This window comes from Burkholderia stagnalis, assembly GCF_039848545.1.
In the GTDB taxonomy this organism is placed as follows: Bacteria; Pseudomonadota; Gammaproteobacteria; order Burkholderiales; family Burkholderiaceae; genus Burkholderia; species Burkholderia stagnalis.
The window spans coordinates 2407605-2428714 of record NZ_CP156686.1; the positions used below are offsets into that span (position 1 = coordinate 2407605).

Below are 21110 nucleotides of genomic sequence, written 5' to 3' on the forward strand. Positions count from 1 at the left end.
TCACGTTGCCAACCTCCCAGGCATACTACGGCCTCCTCCGTTCCTCAAGCGAACCGCACGATGTCGAGCCAGCCGCCGCAAGAGACCAACCACCCCGATTACGCGATCGACGGCGACGCCGTGATCCGCCGCTCGCACGGTCAGCCGCTGTGGACGAAGGACGGCAAGCCGCTGCCGATCGAACGGCCGCATGCGTTCCGCTGCATCGCGGGCCGCTGGTTCACGGACGGCGTCCACGTAATCGTGCAGGGGCAGCTCGGCAGCGCGATCGTCCGCCAGTATTACTACCGGATCGAAGACGCCGATCTCGACACGTTCGAGGTGCTGAACCAGCGCTATGCGCGCGACGTGCGCCAGGCGTACTACATCACCGGCAAGACCATTCGCACACACAGCCCGCATGCGTTCCGGCCACTCGTCTACGAAACCTGGAGCAGGCCCGGAACGGGCGGCGTGGCATTCGAGATGCGCGAGCACGAATACGTCGCGGTCGACGACGAATCCATCTACGTGACCGGCCGGCGCGTTGCCGGCGCTCACGGCGCGAGCGCGGTGGGCTTCCCGGGCAACTACTTCGCCGATGCGGATCGCGTCTATTACTACGGCCGACCGAAAGACATCGATCGCGCAAGCTTCGTGTGCGGCCCCGACGAAGCGGGCTTCGTGCGCGTCACCGATCGTTTCGGCCCGATCGACGACGGCGAGCGACAGACGGTGCAGGACGCGCGGCTCGTCGACGACGATTTCGCGCGCGACCGCAACCATGCGTATATCGTCGGGTACGTGAGCCTCGTCGAGATCGACGGTGCCGATCCGGCGTCCTTCCGCGTCGCCGCACCCGGCACGGCGCAGGACGCGATTCGCTGCTACGACGCGAAGACGCTGCGCGACGCGACCGCGCCGCGCGATTGACGCACCCCGCGATGAACCGGCGAGCGGGCCGCGCGGCGTCTTCGCGCCGCCCGCCGCCTGCCGTCACCCCCCGAGCGCCCGCTGCGCAAGCTGCGCGATATGCAGCGGCGTGCGCCCCGCGCCCTGCTCGATCTGCTCGCGGCAACTGAAGCCGTTGGTCACGACGATCGCATCGTCGCTCGCCTGCCGCACGAGCGGCAGCAGCTTGCCTTCGCCGATCTTCATCGACAGGTCGTAATGCGCGTCGTTGAAGCCGAACGATCCGGACATCCCGCAGCATCCGGTGTCGAGCAGCGTCCAGCGCACGCCGAGCTTGTCGAGCAGCGCCGTCTCGCCCTTCATCCCGAACAGCGATTTCTGATGGCAGTGCCCGTGGACGATCACGTCCGCGTCGAGCCGAGGCCACGCGAACTCCGCCTGCGCGACGAAATCGGAGAACAGGAACGTCTGCGCGGCGAGGCGTTTCGCCAGCGGCTCGTCGGGCAACTGCTTCAGCAGCTCGTCCTTGAACACCGACAGGCAGCCCGGCTCGAGCCCGACGACCGGCACGCCCGCGCCGATCTCGTCGGCGAGCTCGTCGACCGCGGTGCGCAGCAGCGCACGCGCCTCGTCGAGCAGCCCGTAGTCGTACAGCGGCCGACCGCAGCACAGGCGCTTTCTCGGCAACGTGACGTCGAAGCCGAGCCGCGTCAGCACGTCGGCCGCCGCCGCGGCGATGTCCGGCGAGAAGTGCTCGTTGAAGGTGTCAACCCACAGAATGACCTTGTTGCGGGCCGGCGTCGCGCCCGTGCGCTGCCCGATCCCCTGCCGTTTCGCGATCGCGCGGAACGGGCGCGGCGCGAACGCCGGCAGCGCCCGCCGCGACGCGATGCCGGCGATCCACTTGCCGATACGCGCCAAGGGCGGGGTCGAGGTCATAAAATTCATAAGCCGAGGAAAACGGCTCGCCAGCGGCGCCCATTGTCCGATCCTCCCCATGAACATCGCCTGCCGCGGCCGGCGATGAGTCTCGTAGTAGTGCGACAGGAATTCCGCCTTGTACGACGCCATGTCGGTATGCGTCGGGCAATCGGATTTGCAGCCCTTGCAGCCGAGGCACGCGTCGAGCGCTTCCTTCACCTCGGGGCTGTTCCAGCCGTCCTTGATCACGTCGCCCTGCAGCATCTCCCAGAACAGGTGTGCGCGGCCGCGCGTCGAGAACTTCTCCTCGCGCGTCGCGCGATAGCTCGGGCACATCGTGCCGCCGTCGAGCGAGCGGCACTTGCCCATGCCGATGCAGCGCTCGATCGCACGCTGCATCCCGTCGCCCTCGGGGCTCGCGAACGTCAGCTTCGTCTGCAGCGTCACGGGCTTGTACGCGGGGCCGAGCCGCAGGTTCTCGTCGGCGCGATACGCGTTGATCACCTTGCCGGGGTTCAGCCGGTTCGCCGGATCCCAGATCGCCTTGAACTCGGCCATCGCCTGCATCAGTTCCGGGCCGTACATGATCGGCAGGAACTCGGCCTTCGCCTGGCCGTCGCCATGCTCGCCGGACAGCGAGCCGCCGAAGTCGACCACCAGCTGCGCCGCTTCGCGCAGGAAGCCGCGCCACACCTGCACGCCTTCCACGCTGCGCAGGTCGAACGTGATTCGCGCATGCACGCAGCCGTCGCCGAAATGGCCGTACAGGCAGGTTTCGTAGCCGTAGCGGTCGACGAGCGCCTGGAACGCGCGCAGGTAATCGCCGAGCCGCAGCGGATCGACGGCCGCATCCTCCCAGCCGGCGATCGGGTCGGGCTTCGACGGGTCGACCGACAGCGCGACCGCCGACGCGCCGGTTTCGCGGATCGACCAGATCTTCTGCTGCTTCGCCTTCTCCGCGACGACGAAGCCGCTGACGTCCGGCCCCGCGCCGCCGCCGTTGAAATACGCTTCCGCTTCGCGCGCCTGCGCGAGCGCCGCATCGACGGTATCTGCGCCGAACTCCAGCACGACCCATGCATCGCCCGGCGGCAGCAGCGCGATCTCGTCGGCCTTCAGCCCGCGCGCCTGCAACCCGCGGATGATCGCGCGATCGAGGCCCTCGATCGCGATCGGCGCAAAGCGGTTGTAGTGCGGCACCGCGTCCGCCGCGGTGAAGATGTCGGTGAAGCCGAGCACGAGCAGCACGCGGCACGACGGGCTGTGCACGAGCCGCACCTTCGCCTGCAGCGTGACCGCGCAGGTGCCTTCGGTGCCGACCAGCGCACGCGCGACGTTGAAGCCGTTCTCCGGCAGCAGCTGGTCGAGGTTGAAGCCCGACACGCGCCGCTTGATCTGCGGAAACTCGTTGCGGATGCGATCCGCATAGCGATCGCGCAAATCGCGCAGCCGGCGATAGATCTCGCCGCGCCGGCCGCCCGCCGCGATGATCGCGTCGAGCTCGGGCTCCGGCGTCGGGCCGACCCAGAAGCGCGCGCCGTCGTACGTGAGAATTTCGAGCGCCTCGACGTTCTCGACCGTCTTGCCGGCCATCACCGAATGCGCGCCGCACGAGTTGTTCGCGATCATCCCGCCGAGCGTGCAGCGGCTGTGCGTGGCCGGGTCCGGCGCGAACGTGAGGCCGTGCGCTTCGGCCGCGTCGCGCAGCACGTCGCAGACGACGCCCGGCTCGACCACGGCCGTCTTCGCGTCCGGATCGACCGATACGACGCGATTGAAATACTTGCTCGTATCGGCAACCACCGCGACGTTCACGCACTGCCCGTTCTGCGACGTGCCGCCGCCGCGCGTGAGGAACGGCACGTCGAAGCGCCGGCACACGCCGAGCGCCGCGACGAGATCCTCCGCATCGGCCGGCACGACGACGCCGAGCGGCACCTGCCGGTAGTTCGACGCGTCGGACGCATAGAGCGCCTTCGAGCCGGCATCGAAGCGCACCTCGCCGCGCACCGCGGTGCGCAGGTCGGCCGCCAGCGTGTCGAGCAGTTCCTGCCCGACTTCGATCGGAGTCGCGCGCTTCACGATTACTTCGCGGCGTTCGCGGTCATCTTGAAGATGCCCTGCGCGTTGCCTGCATCGAAGCGCAGGTCGGTCACCCAGCGGCGCTGCGCCTGGTCGAACGTGCGCTTGCGCGTGATGAACTCGTAGAACGAACCGGGCACGTCGCGCTTCACGAGGCCGCCGTCGCGCGTGCGGAACTCGCGCGCGACGACGTCCGCGCGGTATGCGGTCTGGAACACGCGGCCCGAGCGCGAGCGCTCCACTTCCGGCTTCATCGGCCGGCCCTTCGCCTTCTCGTCGTCGGACAGCTTGAACACGTCCTCGACGCGGTCGGTCGCGTGGTTGAACGCGTTGCCTTCGGTCGCGATCCACGCCATCTCGGCGGATTCGAGCAGCAGCGTCTCGTAGTCGAGTTCGTTCGGCACGTCGTGCTGGCGCGCGAACGCGCCGACGATCACCGGCAGCAGTTCATGCGCGGCGTCGAGCGGCAGCCAGCCTTCACGCTCGACTTCCCACAGCAGCGCGACGGCGGCCGGCGTCAGCGGGTCGCGCGACGTGCCGATCACGTTGGTCACCGCCTGCTGGAATTCCTTCGAGAAGCGCTCCGGGTGCAACTCGCTGACGAAGAATTGCGCGATCTCGTCGGGCGCGTCCTCGTGCGCATATGCGCGGCCCGTCATGCCGAGCTTGTCGAGCGGATAGCGGCCGTTCAGGCGGAAGCCGAGCGGGCGCAGGATGCGCGTGAACGCCGCCTCGCCGGGCGGCAGCGCGCCGTTGTGCGGCCAGCGCACGGTGCGCAGCGCGCCGTGGTCGAAATACACCGAGCCGCCGTCGCGGATCGCGTCGGCCGTATAGGCGCGGCCGTTCGCCGAACGCTCGAGCAGCCCCTCGAACAGCGCCATGTTCATCGCCTGCGCGATTTCCGCGCGGGTCACGACGCCGTCTTCCCACTCGTCGAGAATGGCCGGCATGTTCAGGGTCGCGAACAGGGCGTCGGTTTTCGCCTGTCCCAGCAGCTTCGTCAGCAAGCTCTCGATATTCGGATTGCGCATCATGGATTCTCGTCGGGGACCGGCCGGCAGCGGTGCCGGCAAACTCGTCGGCCAGCCGCCCGAAGGGCGCCGGCCTTGCGTGGGATGCATTATTCAAAGGGTTGCAGACCGGCGTAAAGCGAGATTAAATTGACACGTAATGAGTTTTTGGAACTATCGACGGTGATGTGCCGGGCGCCCTGCCCCGTGCGGCGCCGGCCCGTTCGTCAGACGAATCGACCTTCATGCGCAAATTCAAGATCCCGAACATGGGCGCGCTCGTGGCCTTCGAAGCCGCCGCGCGCCACGAGAGCTTCACGCACGCGGCCAAGGAGCTGTTCCTGACCGAAAGCGCGGTGTCGCGGCAGATCGCGACGCTCGAAGCGAGCCTCGGCGTGCGGCTGTTCGCGCGCGTGAAGCAGCGCGTGGTGCTGACGCGCGCCGGCAAGCTGTACGGCACGCAGGTGCGGCGCGCGCTCGAAACGCTCGACCGCGACACGCTGTCGATCATCGCGCACGGCAGCGGCGGCGGTTACCTGGAGCTCGCGGTGCTGCCGACCTTCGCGTCGCACTGGCTGATCCCGCGCATCAAGAACTTCTACGACCGCACGCCCGACGTGCGCGTCAACATGGGCAGCCGCACCGACCAGTTCTCGTTCGAGGACACCCACTTCGAGGCGGCGATCCATTACGGCAAGCCGACCTGGCCCGGCACGTCGTCCGATTACCTGTTCGGCGAGGAAGTCGTGCCGATCTGCTCGCCGGCGCTGCTCGACGGGCCGGTGAAGCACGTGCAGGACCTGCTCGCGTATCCGCTGCTGCACTCGACGACGCGCCCCGGCGCATGGGCGCAATGGTTCGAGACGCTCGGCGTGGAGGACACCCGCACGATGCAGGGCGTGCGCTACGAGCTGCATACGATGCTGATCAGCGCGGCCACGGCCGGGCTCGGCATCGCGCTCGTGCCGAAATTTTTCGTCGAGGGACAGTTGCAGCAGCTCGGCCTGGTGGTGCCGTTCGACGCGGCGACGGCCGAGGATTCCGCGTACTACCTCGTGTATCCGACGGAATTCAGCCACAGCAAGCCACTGGAGCTGTTCAGGGCGTGGCTGCTGGAGCAGGCGAGCGCGTATGCGGCGCCGGGGCGGGACGGGTTGGAAGACGGGAACGGATACATCGACGACGACGACGTCGAGTGACAGGCGGGCGGGCCGCCGCCATCGCCGCGCGTCCGGCACGCGCCGGACCGGATCGCTCCGGCCCGGCGCACCGGCCCGCCAGACCCGGTACGGGCATCGTGGCGGATGTTTTTATGCTTGATCCTCGTAAGCTCTCAGGTCCGCGTCGTTATTGTTGGCGCTGTCGCGCGTGTCGATTATCTGCCTAATCCGCGCAAAGTAAAACGTTTGCGACAGACATCGGCGCACCCGACCCGGTCCGATTCCGCCACGTCGTGCGATCCCCCTCGTCAAGACCGCCTTGAGCCGGGCGCCGGCTGCACGATAGATCGAAAGTCGCGGATGGCGGCACGTGCCTTCAGGAGCACAGCTGCGTGACTGCCCGGAGTCGGGCCCCCCGTTCCGGCGATTGCATTCGGTCCGGCGTTCCGGTTTAATGGAACTGGTTCCATTCCGGTTTCGCCGGCACTGCGCGTGACGCCTGGTCGCGCGCGCGTCATGATGGCGATTCAGGATCGAGGATCGTCCAGCCCAGGATTCCGCATCGCCCGTCCATCACGGACACCCAGTCAAGCGAGACCGTCATGCCCGATTCCGCCTCCCTGCAGCAGCTGTTTCCCGCCCTCGAAGACATCCCCGCCGACGTTCGGCTGAACGCCCCGATCCACCAGCGCGTGTCGCTCGTGGACGGCGAACTGAAACCGTGGGACGGCGCGAGCAAGACCGTGCTGTCGCCAGTGTGCGTGCGCCGGCCCGACGGCAGCGTCGAGCAGCTCGAGATCGGCAGCTACCCGGTGATGGGCGAGCCGGAGAGCGACGCGGCGCTCGACGCCGCCGTGCGCGCGTACGACGCCGGTCGCGGCGAATGGCCGACGATGAAAGTCGAGCAGCGCATCGCGTGCATGCAGGATTTCATCAAGCGGATGGTCGCGCAGCGCGAGCTGGTCGTGAACCTGATCATGTGGGAGATCGGCAAGAGCCTCGCCGATTCGCAGAAGGAGTTCGACCGCACCGTCACGTACATGCTGCAGACGATCGACGCGCTGAAGGAGCTCGACAACGCGAACTCGCGCTTCGTGATCGCCGAGGGCACGATCGGGCAGATCCGCCGCACGCCGCTCGGCGTCGTGCTGTGCATGGGGCCGTACAACTACCCGCTGAACGAGACCTTCGCGACGCTGATCCCCGCGCTGCTGATGGGCAACACCGTCGTGTTCAAGCCGCCCCAGTACGGCACGCTGCTGTTCGAGCCGCTGCTCGAGGCGTTCCGCGACGCGTTCCCGAAGGGCGTGATCAACACGATCTACGCGCCGGGCGCGGTGGTCGTGCCGCACATGCTCGCGTCGGGCAAGATCAACGTGCTCGCGCTGATCGGGTCGAGCAAGGTGGCCGATCACCTGAAGAAGCAGCACCCGAAGTCGCACCGGCTGCGCGCGATCCTCGGGCTCGACGCGAAGAACGCGGCGATCGTGCTGCCCGACGCGGATCTCGACCTGACCGTCAAGGAATGCCTGCTCGGCGCGCTGTCGTTCAACGGGCAGCGCTGCACCGCGCTGAAGATGCTGCTCGTGCACCGCTCGATCGTCGACGAATTCCTGAAGCGCTTCACGGCCGCGCTCGCGCAGATGAAGATCGGCATGCCGTGGGAGAAGGGCGTCGGCATCACGCCGCTGCCGGGCATGCACCGCACCGCTTACATGACCGACGCGATCGACGATGCGAAGGCGCTGGGCGCACAGGTCGTGAACGACTCTGGCGGCGTGTTCAGCAAGACGCTGTTCTATCCGGCCGTCGTGTATCCGGTGTCGGAGGGGATGAAGCTGTACCGCGAGGAGCAGTTCGGGCCGATCATTCCGGTGGCGCCGTTCGACGACATCGATACCGCGCTAGACTACGTGACGACGTCGGACCACGGCCAGCAGGTCAGCATCTTCGGTTCCGACCCGGCGCAGATCGGCGCGCTCGTCGATCCGCTCGTGAACCAGGTGTGCCGCGTGAACATCAACTGCCAGTGCCAGCGCGGGCCCGACGTGTTCCCGTTCGCGGGCCGCAAGGATTCGGCGGAAGGCACGCTGTCGGTGAGCGATGCGCTGCGCGCGTTCTCGATCCGCTCGATGGTCGCCGCGAAGCAGACCGACAGCAGCAAGCAGCTGCTCGATGCGATCGTGTCGGATCATCATTCGAAGTTCGTGAACACCGGCTTCATTTTCTGAGGCGGGATGGGGCGGCGGGCGCGGCCCGCCGCCGGTACGTCACGGGTAGTACGCGCTGCAATCCTCCCGGCTCGAATTGAGCGCCGGACGCTTCTTGATCGAGCTGAGCCGGTTCGCCTTGGCCACGGGGCACATCTTCGCGAGCGCGAGCTTGTACTCGGCTTCGAACACCGGCTTATTCAGCGCGAGGAAGTTCGAGAAGAAGCCGCATTCGTTGTACTGGACGCACTGCTCGCTCACCACGAAATCGAACGCGTTGTAGATCTGCGCGTCGTGCGCCTGGTTGATGTCGTTCTTGAGCCCGACCAGCATCCCGCGGCCGTGCACCTGCGCCGCCACCCACAGGTTGAAGTAGATCTGGTCCGCATACGTGAGCGGGAAGCCGGTCGAGCCGTGCGCGGTCGTGTCGTAGCCGTCGATGTTGTCGGGCTCGATCGCGTCGCATCCCATGTTCTTCGCGCGGTCGAAACGGGCGCCGAGAATCGTCGCGAGCGCCGTGCCGGTGGTCGATTTCGCCGGATTGACGTCGCGGACGTCGAGCCACCTTTCGTCATGGAAGCCCGAGTAGGTGTTGCCGAGAATGCTGGTGGGGAACTGCGCGGCATCGTCGCGCCAGTTCTCCCACGAGCCGACATCGAGGTAGCAGATCACGTGGTACCCCTTGCCGTGCAGCGTCTGCACCGCGCCGCTGTGCTCGTTCTCGAACATGTCGATGTCGTAGATCCGGATGGTCGTATCGGGATTCACGACGATGGGCACGGCAAGCTGCCAGTCCCATTTCGGCGGCTGCACCGCCGGGTTCGGATCGAGCGTCGGCGGCCAGTCGGCAGCCGATGCCGACTGGGACGCCACAGCCATGCAAGCACCGATCAGCATGGCTGCGGAATAGGCCTTCGCCATTGCCAGTTTCCTGTTCATGGTCCACCTGTTTCTATGCGAGAGATTCGACGCGGATCGCACGCCAGCCCGGCGCTGCCGATTCAGACCGGAAGCCCGTGCGCATCCCTGCCAGGATCGTTGGTGACGCCCCCCCGGAGATCGTCCGTACCACAGCGTGCCGCGCGCAAAGCGCACCGGACGGGCACTGCCCGGCGCAAGGCGAAGCGGCATGAAAGGTCCGTCGCACTGGCCCGGCGACGGATCGCACATCAGGAACGTGTGCTCGAAGTCGGTATCGATCGTCGCGAGCAAGGTCTCGTCGTGACGCTTGAGCGGCGATGCGCGAGCGGGCCGCGATGGGCGGCGTCGTCGCGTTTTTGGGGATTTTGTGCGCTGTATCCTAGGCGGCGATTTTCCGATTTACAAGCCGGTTTCGGGAAAATTTGCGCGGCACGCGCGGGCGCGTTTTCAGTGACGTTTCATGGCGGAAACATCGGCATGTCGACAGTGCTTCGTCGTTGAACACGGCCACCGCGATCGGGCACGCCGCGATACGTGTCTGAAGCGCTTCACGGCACGCACTGCGATATCAGCGGGCCACGCCAAGGTCCGTCGTGGCTCCAACATTCATGTGATTCCTGGGTCTACAAATAGTGCCACGACTGCCCTATCGTGTGCCGCTTCACGAACGAGCACACCGGAACCCGCCATGACCACCGTCGACACGCCCCCGCCCTCCGCGCGCACCCGCATCCGCCGCGTCGCGCACCTCGGCCACTACGATCGCGCGACGCTCGATTCGATCGTCGACGCGGCCTACCTGTGCCACATTGCCTTCGCCGACGAGCTCGGCGCGCACTGCATCCCCACCGCGTGCTGGCGCGAAGGCGATCATCTGTACATCCACGGCTCCAACGGCAGCCGCATGCTGAAGCTGGCGGCCACCGGCGCGCAGGTCTGCGTCGCGATCACCCACCTCGACGGGCTCGTGCTCGCGCGCTCGGCGTTCGAACATTCGATGAACTATCGATCGGCGGTGATCTACGGCGCGTTCGAAGCGGTCGAGGGCCCCGCCAAGGCCGCGGCGCTCGACACGTTCATGGAACGCCTCGCGCCGGGGCGCTCGCGCGAAGTGCGCGCCGGCAGCGTCAACGAACTCGCGGCGACCACCGTGCTGCGCATCGCGCTCGCGGAAGCCGCGTGCAAAGTCCGCACCGGCGGCCCGGAGGACGCCGAATCCGACCTGGCGTTGCCCGTCTGGGCCGGCGTGCTGCCGCTGGCGCTGCAACCGCAGGCGCCGATCGCGGACGCCGCGCCGGCCGGCACGCCCGATTACGTGCGGCAGTGGCACGCGCGCGCGGAGGCCGCGACGGCGTCGGCATGACGTCCGCCGCGCCGCGCTGCGTGCGTCGTCGTCGTCAGGCGAAGCGCCCGCCCCCGTCGACGTGCAGGATCTCGGCATTCGTATAGCGGTTGCCGAGCAGGAACGCGATCGCCTCGCCCACTTCGTCCGCGTGCCCGACCCGGCCGCCCGGCAGCGTGGCGGCCGCGTCGGCGAAGAGCGCGGCGCGCGTGTCCGCGCCGAACGCGTCGAACAGCGGCGTATCCACGAGCCCCGGCGACACGACGTTGACGCGGATCGGCCGGAGTTCCAGCGCGAGCGATCGCGCGAATGCCTCGACGCCGCGCACCGCGGCCGCGATGACCGACGTGCCGTGCCCCGACGGACGATCGGCGAGCTGCCCGCTCGTCAGCACGATCGACGCCGTGGGCGGCATCAGCGGCAACGCGGCCTTGATCGCATGGATCGGCCCGGCGATGCGCTCGTGCAGCGCGGCCAGCAATTGGTCGGCATCCGTATCCGCCAGCTTGCCGGCAATGAAGCTGCCCGCGGTAATGACCAGATGATCGACGCGGGTCATCCCGGCGAACACTGCGGCGACCGCTTGCCGGTCGACGATGTCGGCCACCGCCGTGCGCGCGCCGCCGATCGTTCGCGCGGCCGCTTCGAGCTTCGCACGGGTCCGGCCGACGAGCGTGAGGTCGGCGCCGCGCGCTTTCGCCGCCGCCGCTGCCGCCAGGCCGATTCCCGAGCTTCCGCCGAACACGACGACGTGTGCGCCGCCGAGCGGCGATTGCGTGGCTGCTTGCATGATGTTCCTGTCGAAAGAAGTGAAGGTGAGGCAACGTTACGTCATGCCAATCCTGGATGGAATGCGCGAAAATCGCATACAGCCTATTCCACAGGGGAATGACTTGGATTCACTTCAATCGATGTGGCTCTACACGCGCGCCGTCGAGCTGGGCAGCTTCTCGGCGGTTGCCCGCGAAGAAAAGATCGGTCAGCCGACGATGAGCAAGGCCGTCTCCGCGATGGAGAAGCACCTCGGCGTGCGGCTGCTGCAACGGACCACCACGAGCCTGACGCCAACCGACGAGGGCCGGCGCTTTTACGAGCGCTGCAAGCAGATGCTCGAAACCTATGCCGACGCCGTCGCCGACGTGCGCGGCCAGGCGCAGCGGCCGGTCGGCAAGCTGACGGTCAGCGCGCCGACGGGGCTCGGCGAGCTGTGCCTCAATGCGCTCGTGCTCGAATTCCTGGCGCAGTATCCGGAGATCGAGGTCGAGCTGAACCTGACCGATCGCATCATCGACCTCGTCGAGGAAGGCATCGACGCCGCGATCCGCATCGGCAACGCCCTTCCCCCGGATGCCGTGGCCCGCAATGTTGCGTGGTCGCCGCGCGTGCTGGTCGCGACGCCCGACTACCTGAAGCGCGCGCCGCGCATCCGCAGGCCGGAAGACTTGCCCAGGCATCCGTTCGTCGGCTATGCACGCGCCGCCGTCGGCGCGCAGCTCGAACTCAGCAAGGGCGCCGAGACCATCGTCGTCCCGACCAACGGGCGCTACCGCGTCAACAACTCGGTCGCGCTGCGCGAATGCTATCTCGCGGGCATCGGCCTGGGCAGTGCGCCGGCGTGGGTCGTGCAGGACCTGATCGATGCGGGGCGGCTGGTCAGGGTGCTTCCCAAGTGGACGATCCCGCCGCATTCGGTTCACCTGATCACGCCGTCGCGCCGCTACCCGCCGCTGAGGGCGCGCGTGTTCCTGCAGTTCATGGCCGAGCGCATTCCGAAGCTGCCGGGGTTTCATGCGTCGGGGGTTTGAAGCAAGCGGCCGCCCCGTCGACCGCCCGCGGCTGTGAAACGATGCATGTCGATCATCGAAACCGCGATCGGCGAGTGGGACCGCCAAGCCGTTCCGTTCTCCGAAGCACTTATTCCCGCCGCTCCATCGGCTCGCCGAGCACGAAGCCCCCGCCCTGGTAGCGCTGCGCCGGATCGTCGTAGTCCGCGGTGGGCGCGGTGAGCGGGAAGCGCCCGGCGAACGGCTCGGAGCTGTCGCGCGGGCGGAAGCCGAGGAAGCCCGCCTTGGTGTTGTCCCACCACTTCACCGGGTTGTCCGACATGCCGTAGACGACCACGTGCCCGACACGGTTCGTCAGCAGCGAGCAGCGCACGAGCTCGATCAGGTCGCGATAGCTGAGATAGGTGACGAGCATGCGCGGGTTCTTCGGCGCCTCGAACGACGAGCCGATCCGCACGCACACCGTCTCGATGCCGAAGCGGTCGAAGTAGTAGCGCGACAGCGCCTCGCCGAAGCATTTCGTCACGCCGTACAGGCTGTCCGGACGCTGCGGCGAATCGGCGTCGAGCACCTCCGTCACCGGATGAAACCCGATCGCGTGGTTCGAGCTCGCGAACACGATCCGCTTCACGCCATGCTTGCGCGCCGCTTCGTACAGGTTGTAGGTGCCGCGGATGTTTGCTTCGAGCAGGTCGTCGAACGGCGCGTCGACCGAAATGCCGCCGAAATGCACGATGGCGTCCACGCCGTCGACGAGCGCCATCACCGCTTGCCGGTCCGCGAGGTCGACGCCGCGCACTTCCTCGTGCGCGGCCGCGTCGCCCAGCGGCGCGACGTCGCTGACGCGCACGATGTCGGCCCAGCCGGCGAGCGCGCCGCGCAGCTGGCAGCCGAGGTTGCCGGCCGCGCCCGTCAGCAGCAGGCGGCGGAACGGTTTGCCGGCTTCGGTGGTTGAGGCGTTCATCGAGTCTCCTTGAATCTGGCTGATTTGGAAAACGTTTTCCAACTATAGGTTTGATGCGGGCACGACGTCAATGATCCAGGCCGTCGCCCTGCTTGTGGTTGGCGACGGCGGCTCAAACCAGGCCGCGTGCCGGCTTTTTCTGCCACAATCCCGTGCTCAGCGAAGAAAACGTTACCCTCCGCATGAAAAAAGTTTCCCCGACGATTCGCGACGTCGCCGCCGAAGCGGGCGTGTCGGTCGCGACGGTGTCGAAGTACGTGAACGGCGCGCAGCGCTTCTCGCCGGCGGTCGAGGCGCGGCTCAAGGCCGCGATCGACAGGCTCGGCTATCGCTCGAACCCGCTCGCGCGCTCGATGATCACGGGGCGCACGCGCACCATTGGCCTCGTGATCCTCGACATCAGCAATCCGCACTTCACGAACATCGTGAAAGGCGCGAACCGGGTCGCGCTGCAGCACGACTACACGCTGCTGCTCGTCGACACCGAGGAGAACCAGGCGCGCGAGCGCGCGCTGATCGAGGCGCTCGCGCCGCGCGTCGACGGGCTGATCGTCAGCTCCCGCCTGCCCGATGCGCAGCTGCAGTGGATGCTCGATCTGCACAAGCCGCTCGTGCTGCTGCGGCGCAGCCCGGACCTGCCGATCCCGGGCGTCGGCATCGACAGCCGGCTGTCGACTTACATGCTCGCGCGCCACCTGCTGAACCTCGGCCATCGGCGCATCGCCTATCTCGGCTTCGGGCAGGCGCGCATCAACGACGAGCGCATCCAGGGCGCACGCGACTGCCTCGCGGAAGCAGGCCTCACGCTCGACGTGCACGACGCGCATGCGCCCACCGCCGAAGCCGGCGAACGCGCGTGCTCGCGCGTGATGCTCGGGCCGCAGCGCCCGCAGGCCGTGATCTGCTACAACGACCTGATCGCGCTCGGCTTCATGAAGGAAGCCGCGTCGCTCGGCTTCAAGCTGCCGCAGGACGTGTCCGTCGCGGGCATCGACAACGTGCCGTACGGCGAATACGCGGCGCCCGCGCTGACCACCGTCGACATCCAGAGCGAGAAGATGGGCGAGCTCGCGATGCAGAAGCTGATCGACGCGCTCGCGGGCCACGCGGAGGCCGGCTACTCGATGTTCGAGCCGCGGCTGATCGTGCGCGCATCGACGGCCGAGGCCCGCTGAGCCGCGCCGTGCGCCGCCCCCGGCGGCACGGGTCGCAACAGGGTTCACGGCATTACGCATCGAGCTTCGCGGGCGCCATGCGCGGCGTGAGCACGTGCATGACCGCGAGCGCCAGCAGGTAGGCGAGCGCGCCGATCGCGAACAGCACCCAGTAGTGGCCCGTGCGCTGCAGCACCTGGCCGATCACCTCGGAGAACAGCACGCCGCCGATCGAGCCGGCCATGCCGCCGATGCCGACCACCGACGCCACCGCGCGGCGCGGGAACATGTCCGACGCGGTCGTGAACAGGTTGGCCGACCAGCCCTGGTGCGCGGCGGCGGCGAGGCCGACGATCAGCACGGCGACCCACAGGCTCTGCACCTGCGACACGAACGCGATCGGCAGCACGCAGCACGCGCAGATCAGCATCGCGGTCTTGCGCGCGGCGTTCACGCTCCAGCCGGAGCGCAGCATCGTCGACGACAGCCAGCCGCCGCCGATGCTGCCGACCGTCGTCAGCGCATAGATGCAGACGAGCGGCAGGCCGATGTGCTGCATGTCCATCCCGCGCGATTCGTTGAGCCATTTCGGCAGCCAGAACAGGTAGAACCACCAGACGGGGTCGGTCAGGAACTTGCCGATCAGGAACGCCCAGGTCTCGCGCTTGCGGATCAGCACGCCCCAGCCGGGCGAGCCCGCGTTCGCATGGGCGGCGTCGAGCGCCTCGACCTCGTCGCGCGGCTCGTCGAATTCCTGGCTCAGCGCGCGCGGGTCGGCGTTCCGGTAGAACACGAGCCACACGGCGAGCCAGACGAAGCCGATTGCGCCGATGATCACGAATGCCGCGCGCCAGCCGTACGCGACCGCGATCGCCGGAATGATCGCCGGCGCGAACACCGCGCCGATGTTCGAGCCCGAGTTGAAGATGCCGGTGGCGAGCGCGCGCTCGCGGCGCGGGAACCACTCGGCCGTCGTCTTGATCGCGGCCGGGAAGTTGCCGCCCTCGCCGATGCCGAGCAGCGCGCGCACGACCGCGAAGCCCGTCACCGAGCCGACCACTGCATGCAGCATCGCGGCGATGCTCCAGAACAGCATCGCGATCGCATACGACACGCGCGTGCCGAGCCAGTCCACCACGCGGCCGAAGCACAGCAGGCCGATCGCATAGAACGCGGAAAACGCCATCACGATGCGGCCGTACTGGATCTGGTTCCAGCCGATGTCGTGCTGAAGCATCGGCGCCAGCAGGCCGAGGATCTGCCGGTCCATGTAGTTGATCACGGTCGCGAAGAACAGGAGCCCGCAGACCGCCCAGCGGTAGCGGCTGGCGGCGCGCGCAACGCCGACGACAGCAGATTGCATGAAAGTCTCCGATGCGCGGCATCGCTCGTCGCGCCGCGCACTGTTCGTTGCCGGCGACGAGCGCCGGGGCGGGCCGCGCCGCGGGTTCTCGCCCGCCGCACCAGACCGCGCCAATCGGTTTGGAAAACGTTTTTCAAAGAATAGGGAGAATTCCGACGTCTGACCAGTGCGGGATTTCTATGAGTCATCTCTAAACGCGGCGAGCAAAAGAGACGACTGGGCGGGACGATGGGTTAATCGTTTTTTATCCGACCCCTGCCCGATTCCGGCCGGAAGCCGGGCGCGATCTGGTTTAATTCGTCACACGACGCCTGCCGCGCCGCCGCGGCGGCGCCTTCATGGAGAACCTCAGCGCAATGACATCCGGCCACCTGATTTCGAGCCCGTTGGGCGACATCGCCGTGCGCGTGGAAGGCGGCTGCCTGACGGGCCTGTTCTTCGTCGGGCAGAAGTATTTCCCGCCGCTGGCGATCGCGACGGGCGAGCCGATGCCGCCCGTCGCGCAACGAGCCAGGGAAGAAATCGCCGAGTATTTCGCCGGCGCGCGCACGACGTTCTCGGTGCCGATGCAGCTGCACGGCACCGCGTTCCAGCAGCGCGTGTGGAAGGAACTGCTGTCGATTCCGTTCGGCGTGCTGGTGTCCTACGGCGAGCTGACGCAGCGCGTCGGGCTGCCCGCCGGTTCCGCGCGCGCGGTGGGCGGCGCGGTCGGCCGCAATCCGGTATCGATCATCGTGCCGTGCCATCGCATCGTCGGCGCGTCGGGGAGCCTCACGGGGTATGCGGGCGGGATCGACCGCAAGCGTGCGCTGCTCGCGCTCGAAGGCGCGGGCCGCCTTTCCGGGCAGGCGCACCCGGCCCAGTTCGCGCTCGCGCTGTAACGCGCGGCGCGCGCAGTCAGCTGGCGATCGCGATCCGCCGCGACGCCTGTTTCGCGAACGCGCCGGGCGTCAGCCGGAACTTCTCCTGGAACAGCCCGATGAACGACGACGTCGAGTCGTAGCCGAGCCGCGCCGCCACCGTGCCGACCGCCTCACCGGCCTCCAGCAGCGGCAATGCCGCCAGCAGGCGAACGGCCTGCCGCCATTCGGTGAACGACAGCCCCGTGTCGTGCCGGAACAGGCGCGACAGCGTGCGACGCGTCGCGCCGACCTGATCGCCCCAGTCTTCGAGGCTGCGCGTATCGCCGGGATCGGCGTGCAGCGCGCGGGCGATTTTCAGCAGGCGCGCATCGCGCGGCAGCGGCACGGTCAGCGGCGCCGGCTGCAGGCGCTTGATGCGGTCCACGATCAGGCACGCGAGCGCGCCGTCCGGGCCGGCTTCGTCGTAGTTCACCGGCAGCTCCGCCGTCGCGACCACCAGCTCCCGCAGCAGCGGCGTCATGCGAAGAATCCGGCACGCATCGCCGAAACCGTCGCCGACGCTCGCATCGTCCAGGTACAGGCTGTGAAACGCGACGCAGTCGCGGGTCGCGACCGCGTGCGGCACATGCGGCGGAATCCACATCGCATAGTGCGGCGGCAGCAGATGCCGCCCGTGAGGCGTGTCGACCTCGAACACGCCGTCCGTCGCATACATCAGCTGCGCCCACGGATGGCTGTGCGCGTCGACGCTGACGTGGCCCGGAATCTCGAACGCGCGGACGAACAGCGGCCTCGGCAGCCGCGCCATCGCCGGCACCGCCGGGACGGCATAGGGTTGGGCCGATTGTCCTGCGAGCAGCATAAGACGTCCTCCTGATGCCATTGCGCGGGCGGGCGCGGTGCTACCTTGACGCTCCTTCATCCGCACAGGGCATGTGTATGAGCGCGCACACTACCACCAATCGCAAGACCGTCACCTCGATCCGCGCCACCAAGGGCGCCGGCAGCCTCGTGTCGCTGACCGCGTATTCGACGCCGATGGCCCGGCTCGTCGACGACGTCGCGGACGTGATCATCGTCGGCGATTCCGTCGGCATGGTGCTGTACGGGATGCCCGGCACGCTCGGCGTCACGCTGGACATGATGATCGCGCACGGCGCCGCCGTCGTGCGCGGCGCGCGGCAGGCCTGCGTCGTCGTCGACCTGCCGTTCGCGACGTATCAGGAATCGCCCGCGCAGGCGTTCCGCTCCGCCGCGCGCCTGCTCGCCGAAACCGGCGCGCAGGGCGTGAAGCTCGAAGGCGGCGCCGAAATGGCCGACACGATCCGCTTCCTGTCCGAACGCGGCGTGCCGGTGATGGCGCATATCGGGCTGATGCCGCAGCAGGCGAACGCGACCGGCGGCTTCAAGGCGCAGGGGATGGACCCGCGCACCGCCGACCGCATCTTCGACGCGGCGTGCGCGGTCGAGCAGGCCGGCGCGTTCAGCGTCGTCGTCGAGGGCACCGCCGAAGCGCTCGCGCGCCACATCACGGCCACGCTCGCGATTCCGACGATCGGCATCGGCGCGTCGCCCGCGTGCGACGGCCAGGTGCTCGTGACCGAGGACATGATCGGCGGCTTCGACGCCTATACACCCCGCTTCGTGAAGCGCTACGCGGACATCAACGCGGTGATGCGCGAAGCGATCGCGCGCTATGCGCACGACGTCCGCAGCAACGCGTTCCCCGACATGCAGCATTGCTTCGCGGCCGGCAAGCCGCTGCAGGTGTCGGCGGCGGCGATGCAGGATGCGCGCGCGGCGTGATCCCGATCACGCCGGCCGCCGCAACGCATGCGCGACCGGCGCGTTCGCCTCGAACTTCGCGCGATGCGTCGAGAAGAACGTCCGCACGTTGCGGACGTTCGACGCGCCCGTGAAGAGCCGCCGCGCGAACGCGTCGTAGTCGGCGACGTCCGCGAGATCGGCGATCACCACGAAATCCGGCCCCGGCGACACGCGATAGCACTGCGTGACCGCCGGTTCCGCGCATACGTATCGCTCGAACGCGTCGTAGTCTTCCGCGGTCTGCCGGTCGAGGCTGATCTCAATGATCGCGGTGACGGCCGAGCCGATCATCTGCCGGTCGAGGATCGCGATCTGCCGCTGGATGACACCGGCTTCCCGCAGCCGGCGCACCCGGCGCAGGCAGGTCGGCGGCGACGACAGCGCGCGCTCGGCCAGTTCCAGGTTCGACACCGACGCGTCGGCCTGCAGGATCGCGAGGATGCGGAGATCGAGATCGTCGAGGGTCACGCTGGCCAATGCAGCCTCCTGCCGGGTTATGGTGAAATTTAATTTCAACATGATACGCGATGACCCGTGTGTTTCATCATCATGTGATTTTTGAAATTTAATTCCATTCCACCGCCCCTACCATCGCTCTCACTGACCGAAACAGCACCTTCTGCGGAGCGCGATATGTGTGGAATTGTCGGGGCGGTTGCCCAGCGGGACATCCTGCCGAACCTCGTCGATGGCCTGAAGCGGCTCGAATACCGCGGCTACGATTCGTGCGGCGTGGTCGTGTACCGCGACCGGGCGCTGGCGCGGGCGCGCAGCGTCGACCGCGTCGCGAACCTGCAGCGCGAGATCGCCGCGCAGGCGCTGTCCGGCTACACCGGCATCGCGCATACGCGCTGGGCGACGCACGGCGCACCGGTCACGCTGAACGCGCATCCGCACTTCTCGCCGGGCGACGACCGCGCGCGCATCGCGCTGTCGCACAACGGCATCATCGAGAACTGCGACGCGCTGCGCGCGGAGCTCGAGGCGCACGGCTACGTGTTCGCGAGCCAGACCGACAGCGAGGCGATCGCCCACCTGATCGACCATCTGTACGACGGCGACCTGTTCGACGCGGTGCGGCACGCAGTCACGCGGCTGCGCGGCAGCTACGCGATCGCCGTGATGTGCCGCGACGAGCCGCACCGCATCGTCGGCGCGCGCAACGGCATGCCGCTCGTGGTCGGCGCCGGCGAAGGCGAGAACTTCCTCGCGTCCGACGCGATCGCGCTGTCGGGCATCACCGACCGGATCGCGTACCTGGAAAATGGCGACGTCGCCGACGTGCAGCTGCATCGCTACTGGGTCGTCGATGCGGCCGGGCAGCGCGTGGAGCGGCCCGTGCAGCGCGTCGCCGCGCATAGCGGCGCGGCGGATCTCGGGGGCTACCGCTACTACATGCAGAAGGAAATCTTCGAGCAGCCGCAGGCGGTGGCCGATACGCTGCTCGACGTCACGTCGATCATGCCCGAGCTGTTCGGCGACGGCGCGTGGCGTGTGTTCAACGACGTCGATTCGGTGCTGCTGCTCGCGTGCGGCGGCAGCTATCACGCGGCGCTGACTGCGAAGTACTGGATCGAGAGTCTTGCGAAGGTGCCGGCGAACGTCGAGATCGCCAGCGAGTTCCGCTATCGCGACAGCGTGCCGAACCCACGCACGCTCGTCGTCGCGGTATCGCAAAGCGGCGAGACGGCCGACGTGCTCGGCGCCGTGCATGCGGCCAAGCAGATGGGCATGCTGCACACGCTTGCGATCTGCAACGTGGCCACCAGCGCGCTGATGCGCGAATGCGCGTTGCAGTTCGTGACGCGCGCGGGCATCGAGATCGGCGTGGCGTCGACCAAGGCGTTCACCACGCAGCTCGTCGCGCTGTTTTTGCTCGCGCTGTCGTTGGCGCAGGTGCGCGGGCGGTTGAGCGACGACGACGAGAAGCAGCATCTTCGCGCGCTGCGTCACCTGCCGGATGCGATGTCGAAGGTGCTCGCGCTCGAGCCGCAAATCATCGGCTGGGCGGAACTGCTCACGCGCCGGGACAACATGCTGTTTCTCGGGCGCGGGATGCATTATCCGATCGCGCTGGAAGGGGCGTTGAAGATGAAGGAGATTTCATACATTCATGCGGAGGCGTATCCGGCGGGGGAGCTGAAGCATGGGCCGCTGGCGCTCGTCAGCAACGAGATGCCGGTGATTGCGGTGGCGCCGAATGATGTTCTGCTGGAGAAGCTGCGGTCGAACATGCACGAGGTCAGCGCGCGCAATGGCAGGCTGTATGTGTTTGCCGATGTGGATTGCGGGTTGTCGCCGAGCGAGGGGATCGAGGTGATTCGGCTCAATGAGTACTACGGGCCGTTGTCGCCGATTTTGCATACGGTGCCGATGCAGTTGCTCGCATATCACGCGGCGTTGGCCAGGGGGACGGATATTGATAAGCCGAGGAATCTGGCTAAGTCGGTGACGGTGGAGTGAGGGGGGCTGCAACGGGCCTTAGCGACAGAGCTGCCCGCTTCCCTGGCGAAGAGCAGCACGTCGAGGCCGCCATCATCAGCAATGGGCTTTAAAGGCGAAAGGCGCCCATGGCTTGCCCTCACGACCGCAGTCACCAGCAGATCCTCTCAGGCGAC

18 protein-coding genes are annotated in these 21110 nt (G+C 67.7%); 10 read left to right on the forward strand and 8 right to left on the reverse strand.

Features of this window, described 5'->3' with window-relative positions:
* The first annotated feature begins 60 nt into the window (after positions 1-60).
* The gene (locus tag ABFO07_RS27420; protein WP_347468932.1) at positions 61-912 is read left to right on the forward strand and encodes a DKNYY domain-containing protein; all 852 of its coding nucleotides are present in this window, start codon (positions 61-63) and stop codon (positions 910-912) included.
* A 63-nt stretch (positions 913-975) separates the two neighbouring features.
* Here the strand turns inward: ABFO07_RS27420 and ABFO07_RS27425 are convergent, their stop codons facing one another.
* Entirely contained in the window at positions 976-3894 is a 2919-nt protein-coding gene (locus tag ABFO07_RS27425) for an FAD-binding and (Fe-S)-binding domain-containing protein (protein ID WP_347468933.1), read from the reverse strand.
* Between the two features lie 2 nt (positions 3895-3896).
* Positions 3897-4925: a DUF1338 domain-containing protein gene (locus ABFO07_RS27430; RefSeq protein WP_347469703.1), complete on the reverse strand. Its 1029-nt coding sequence runs from the start codon at positions 4923-4925 to the stop codon at positions 3897-3899.
* Positions 4926-5149: 224 nt separating this feature from the next.
* Here ABFO07_RS27430 and ABFO07_RS27435 point away from each other — a divergent pair, with 224 nt between their 5' ends.
* Both ABFO07_RS27435 and ABFO07_RS27440 read left to right on the forward strand, forming a co-directional pair.
* The gene (locus tag ABFO07_RS27435) at positions 5150-6103 is read left to right on the forward strand and encodes a LysR family transcriptional regulator (RefSeq protein WP_347468934.1); all 954 of its coding nucleotides are present in this window, start codon (positions 5150-5152) and stop codon (positions 6101-6103) included.
* A 563-nt stretch (positions 6104-6666) separates the two neighbouring features.
* Positions 6667-8295 (forward strand): NADP-dependent glyceraldehyde-3-phosphate dehydrogenase, encoded by a 1629-nt coding sequence (locus ABFO07_RS27440; protein ID WP_059907096.1) that lies wholly within the window; start codon positions 6667-6669, stop codon positions 8293-8295.
* A gap of 39 nt (positions 8296-8334) precedes the next feature.
* On the opposite strand, the gene ABFO07_RS27445 is transcribed toward ABFO07_RS27440, so the two are convergent.
* Positions 8335-9153, reverse strand: a complete 819-nt coding sequence (locus ABFO07_RS27445) for an endo alpha-1,4 polygalactosaminidase (protein ID WP_185642632.1) — start codon at positions 9151-9153, stop codon at positions 8335-8337.
* 730 nt (positions 9154-9883) lie between these two features.
* Here ABFO07_RS27445 and ABFO07_RS27450 point away from each other — a divergent pair.
* Positions 9884-10558, forward strand: a complete 675-nt coding sequence (locus ABFO07_RS27450) for a pyridoxamine 5'-phosphate oxidase family protein (RefSeq protein ID WP_059883485.1) — start codon at positions 9884-9886, stop codon at positions 10556-10558.
* Between the two features lie 34 nt (positions 10559-10592).
* On the opposite strand, the gene ABFO07_RS27455 is transcribed toward ABFO07_RS27450, so the two are convergent.
* Positions 10593-11327 (reverse strand): SDR family oxidoreductase, encoded by a 735-nt coding sequence (locus ABFO07_RS27455; RefSeq protein ID WP_347468935.1) that lies wholly within the window; start codon positions 11325-11327, stop codon positions 10593-10595.
* Between the two features lie 103 nt (positions 11328-11430).
* On the opposite strand from ABFO07_RS27455, the gene ABFO07_RS27460 reads away from it, so the two are divergent.
* On the forward strand, positions 11431-12342 hold the full coding sequence (locus tag ABFO07_RS27460) for a LysR family transcriptional regulator (RefSeq protein WP_059564166.1): 912 nt from the start codon (positions 11431-11433) through the stop codon (positions 12340-12342).
* A gap of 109 nt (positions 12343-12451) precedes the next feature.
* Here the strand turns inward: ABFO07_RS27460 and ABFO07_RS27465 are convergent, their stop codons facing one another.
* A complete protein-coding gene (locus ABFO07_RS27465) occupies positions 12452-13285 on the reverse strand; it encodes an NAD-dependent epimerase/dehydratase family protein (protein WP_059564167.1) in 834 nt (277 codons plus the stop codon).
* A 182-nt stretch (positions 13286-13467) separates the two neighbouring features.
* On the opposite strand from ABFO07_RS27465, the gene ABFO07_RS27470 reads away from it, so the two are divergent.
* Complete coding sequence (locus ABFO07_RS27470) at positions 13468-14460, forward strand: LacI family DNA-binding transcriptional regulator (protein ID WP_230942051.1); 993 nt, start codon at positions 13468-13470, stop codon at positions 14458-14460.
* Positions 14461-14512: 52 nt separating this feature from the next.
* Here ABFO07_RS27470 and ABFO07_RS27475 read toward each other — a convergent pair whose 3' ends face one another.
* Complete coding sequence (locus ABFO07_RS27475) at positions 14513-15802, reverse strand: MFS transporter (protein ID WP_059564169.1); 1290 nt, start codon at positions 15800-15802, stop codon at positions 14513-14515.
* On the opposite strand from ABFO07_RS27475, the gene ABFO07_RS27480 reads away from it, so the two are divergent.
* Both ABFO07_RS27480 and ABFO07_RS27485 read left to right on the forward strand, forming a co-directional pair.
* Positions 15801-15965, forward strand: a complete 165-nt coding sequence (locus tag ABFO07_RS27480) for a hypothetical protein (RefSeq protein WP_155628620.1) — start codon at positions 15801-15803, stop codon at positions 15963-15965. The genes ABFO07_RS27475 and ABFO07_RS27480 overlap by 2 nt on opposite strands.
* Positions 15966-16158: 193 nt before the next feature.
* Positions 16159-16683 (forward strand): methylated-DNA--[protein]-cysteine S-methyltransferase, encoded by a 525-nt coding sequence (locus ABFO07_RS27485; RefSeq protein ID WP_347468937.1) that lies wholly within the window; start codon positions 16159-16161, stop codon positions 16681-16683.
* A gap of 16 nt (positions 16684-16699) precedes the next feature.
* Here the strand turns inward: ABFO07_RS27485 and ABFO07_RS27490 are convergent, their stop codons facing one another.
* The gene (locus tag ABFO07_RS27490; protein ID WP_059564171.1) at positions 16700-17527 is read right to left on the reverse strand and encodes an AraC family transcriptional regulator; all 828 of its coding nucleotides are present in this window, start codon (positions 17525-17527) and stop codon (positions 16700-16702) included.
* Positions 17528-17604: 77 nt separating this feature from the next.
* Here ABFO07_RS27490 and panB point away from each other — a divergent pair, with 77 nt between their 5' ends.
* Entirely contained in the window at positions 17605-18471 is an 867-nt protein-coding gene (panB, locus tag ABFO07_RS27495) for a 3-methyl-2-oxobutanoate hydroxymethyltransferase (RefSeq protein ID WP_347468938.1), read from the forward strand.
* Positions 18472-18477: 6 nt separating this feature from the next.
* Here panB and ABFO07_RS27500 read toward each other — a convergent pair whose 3' ends face one another.
* On the reverse strand, positions 18478-18969 hold the full coding sequence (locus tag ABFO07_RS27500) for an Lrp/AsnC family transcriptional regulator (RefSeq protein ID WP_059890141.1): 492 nt from the start codon (positions 18967-18969) through the stop codon (positions 18478-18480).
* Positions 18970-19125: 156 nt separating this feature from the next.
* Here ABFO07_RS27500 and glmS point away from each other — a divergent pair, with 156 nt between their 5' ends.
* Positions 19126-20955 (forward strand): glutamine--fructose-6-phosphate transaminase (isomerizing), encoded by a 1830-nt coding sequence (gene glmS, locus ABFO07_RS27505; protein ID WP_347468939.1) that lies wholly within the window; start codon positions 19126-19128, stop codon positions 20953-20955.
* The last annotated feature ends 155 nt before the right edge of the window (positions 20956-21110 follow it).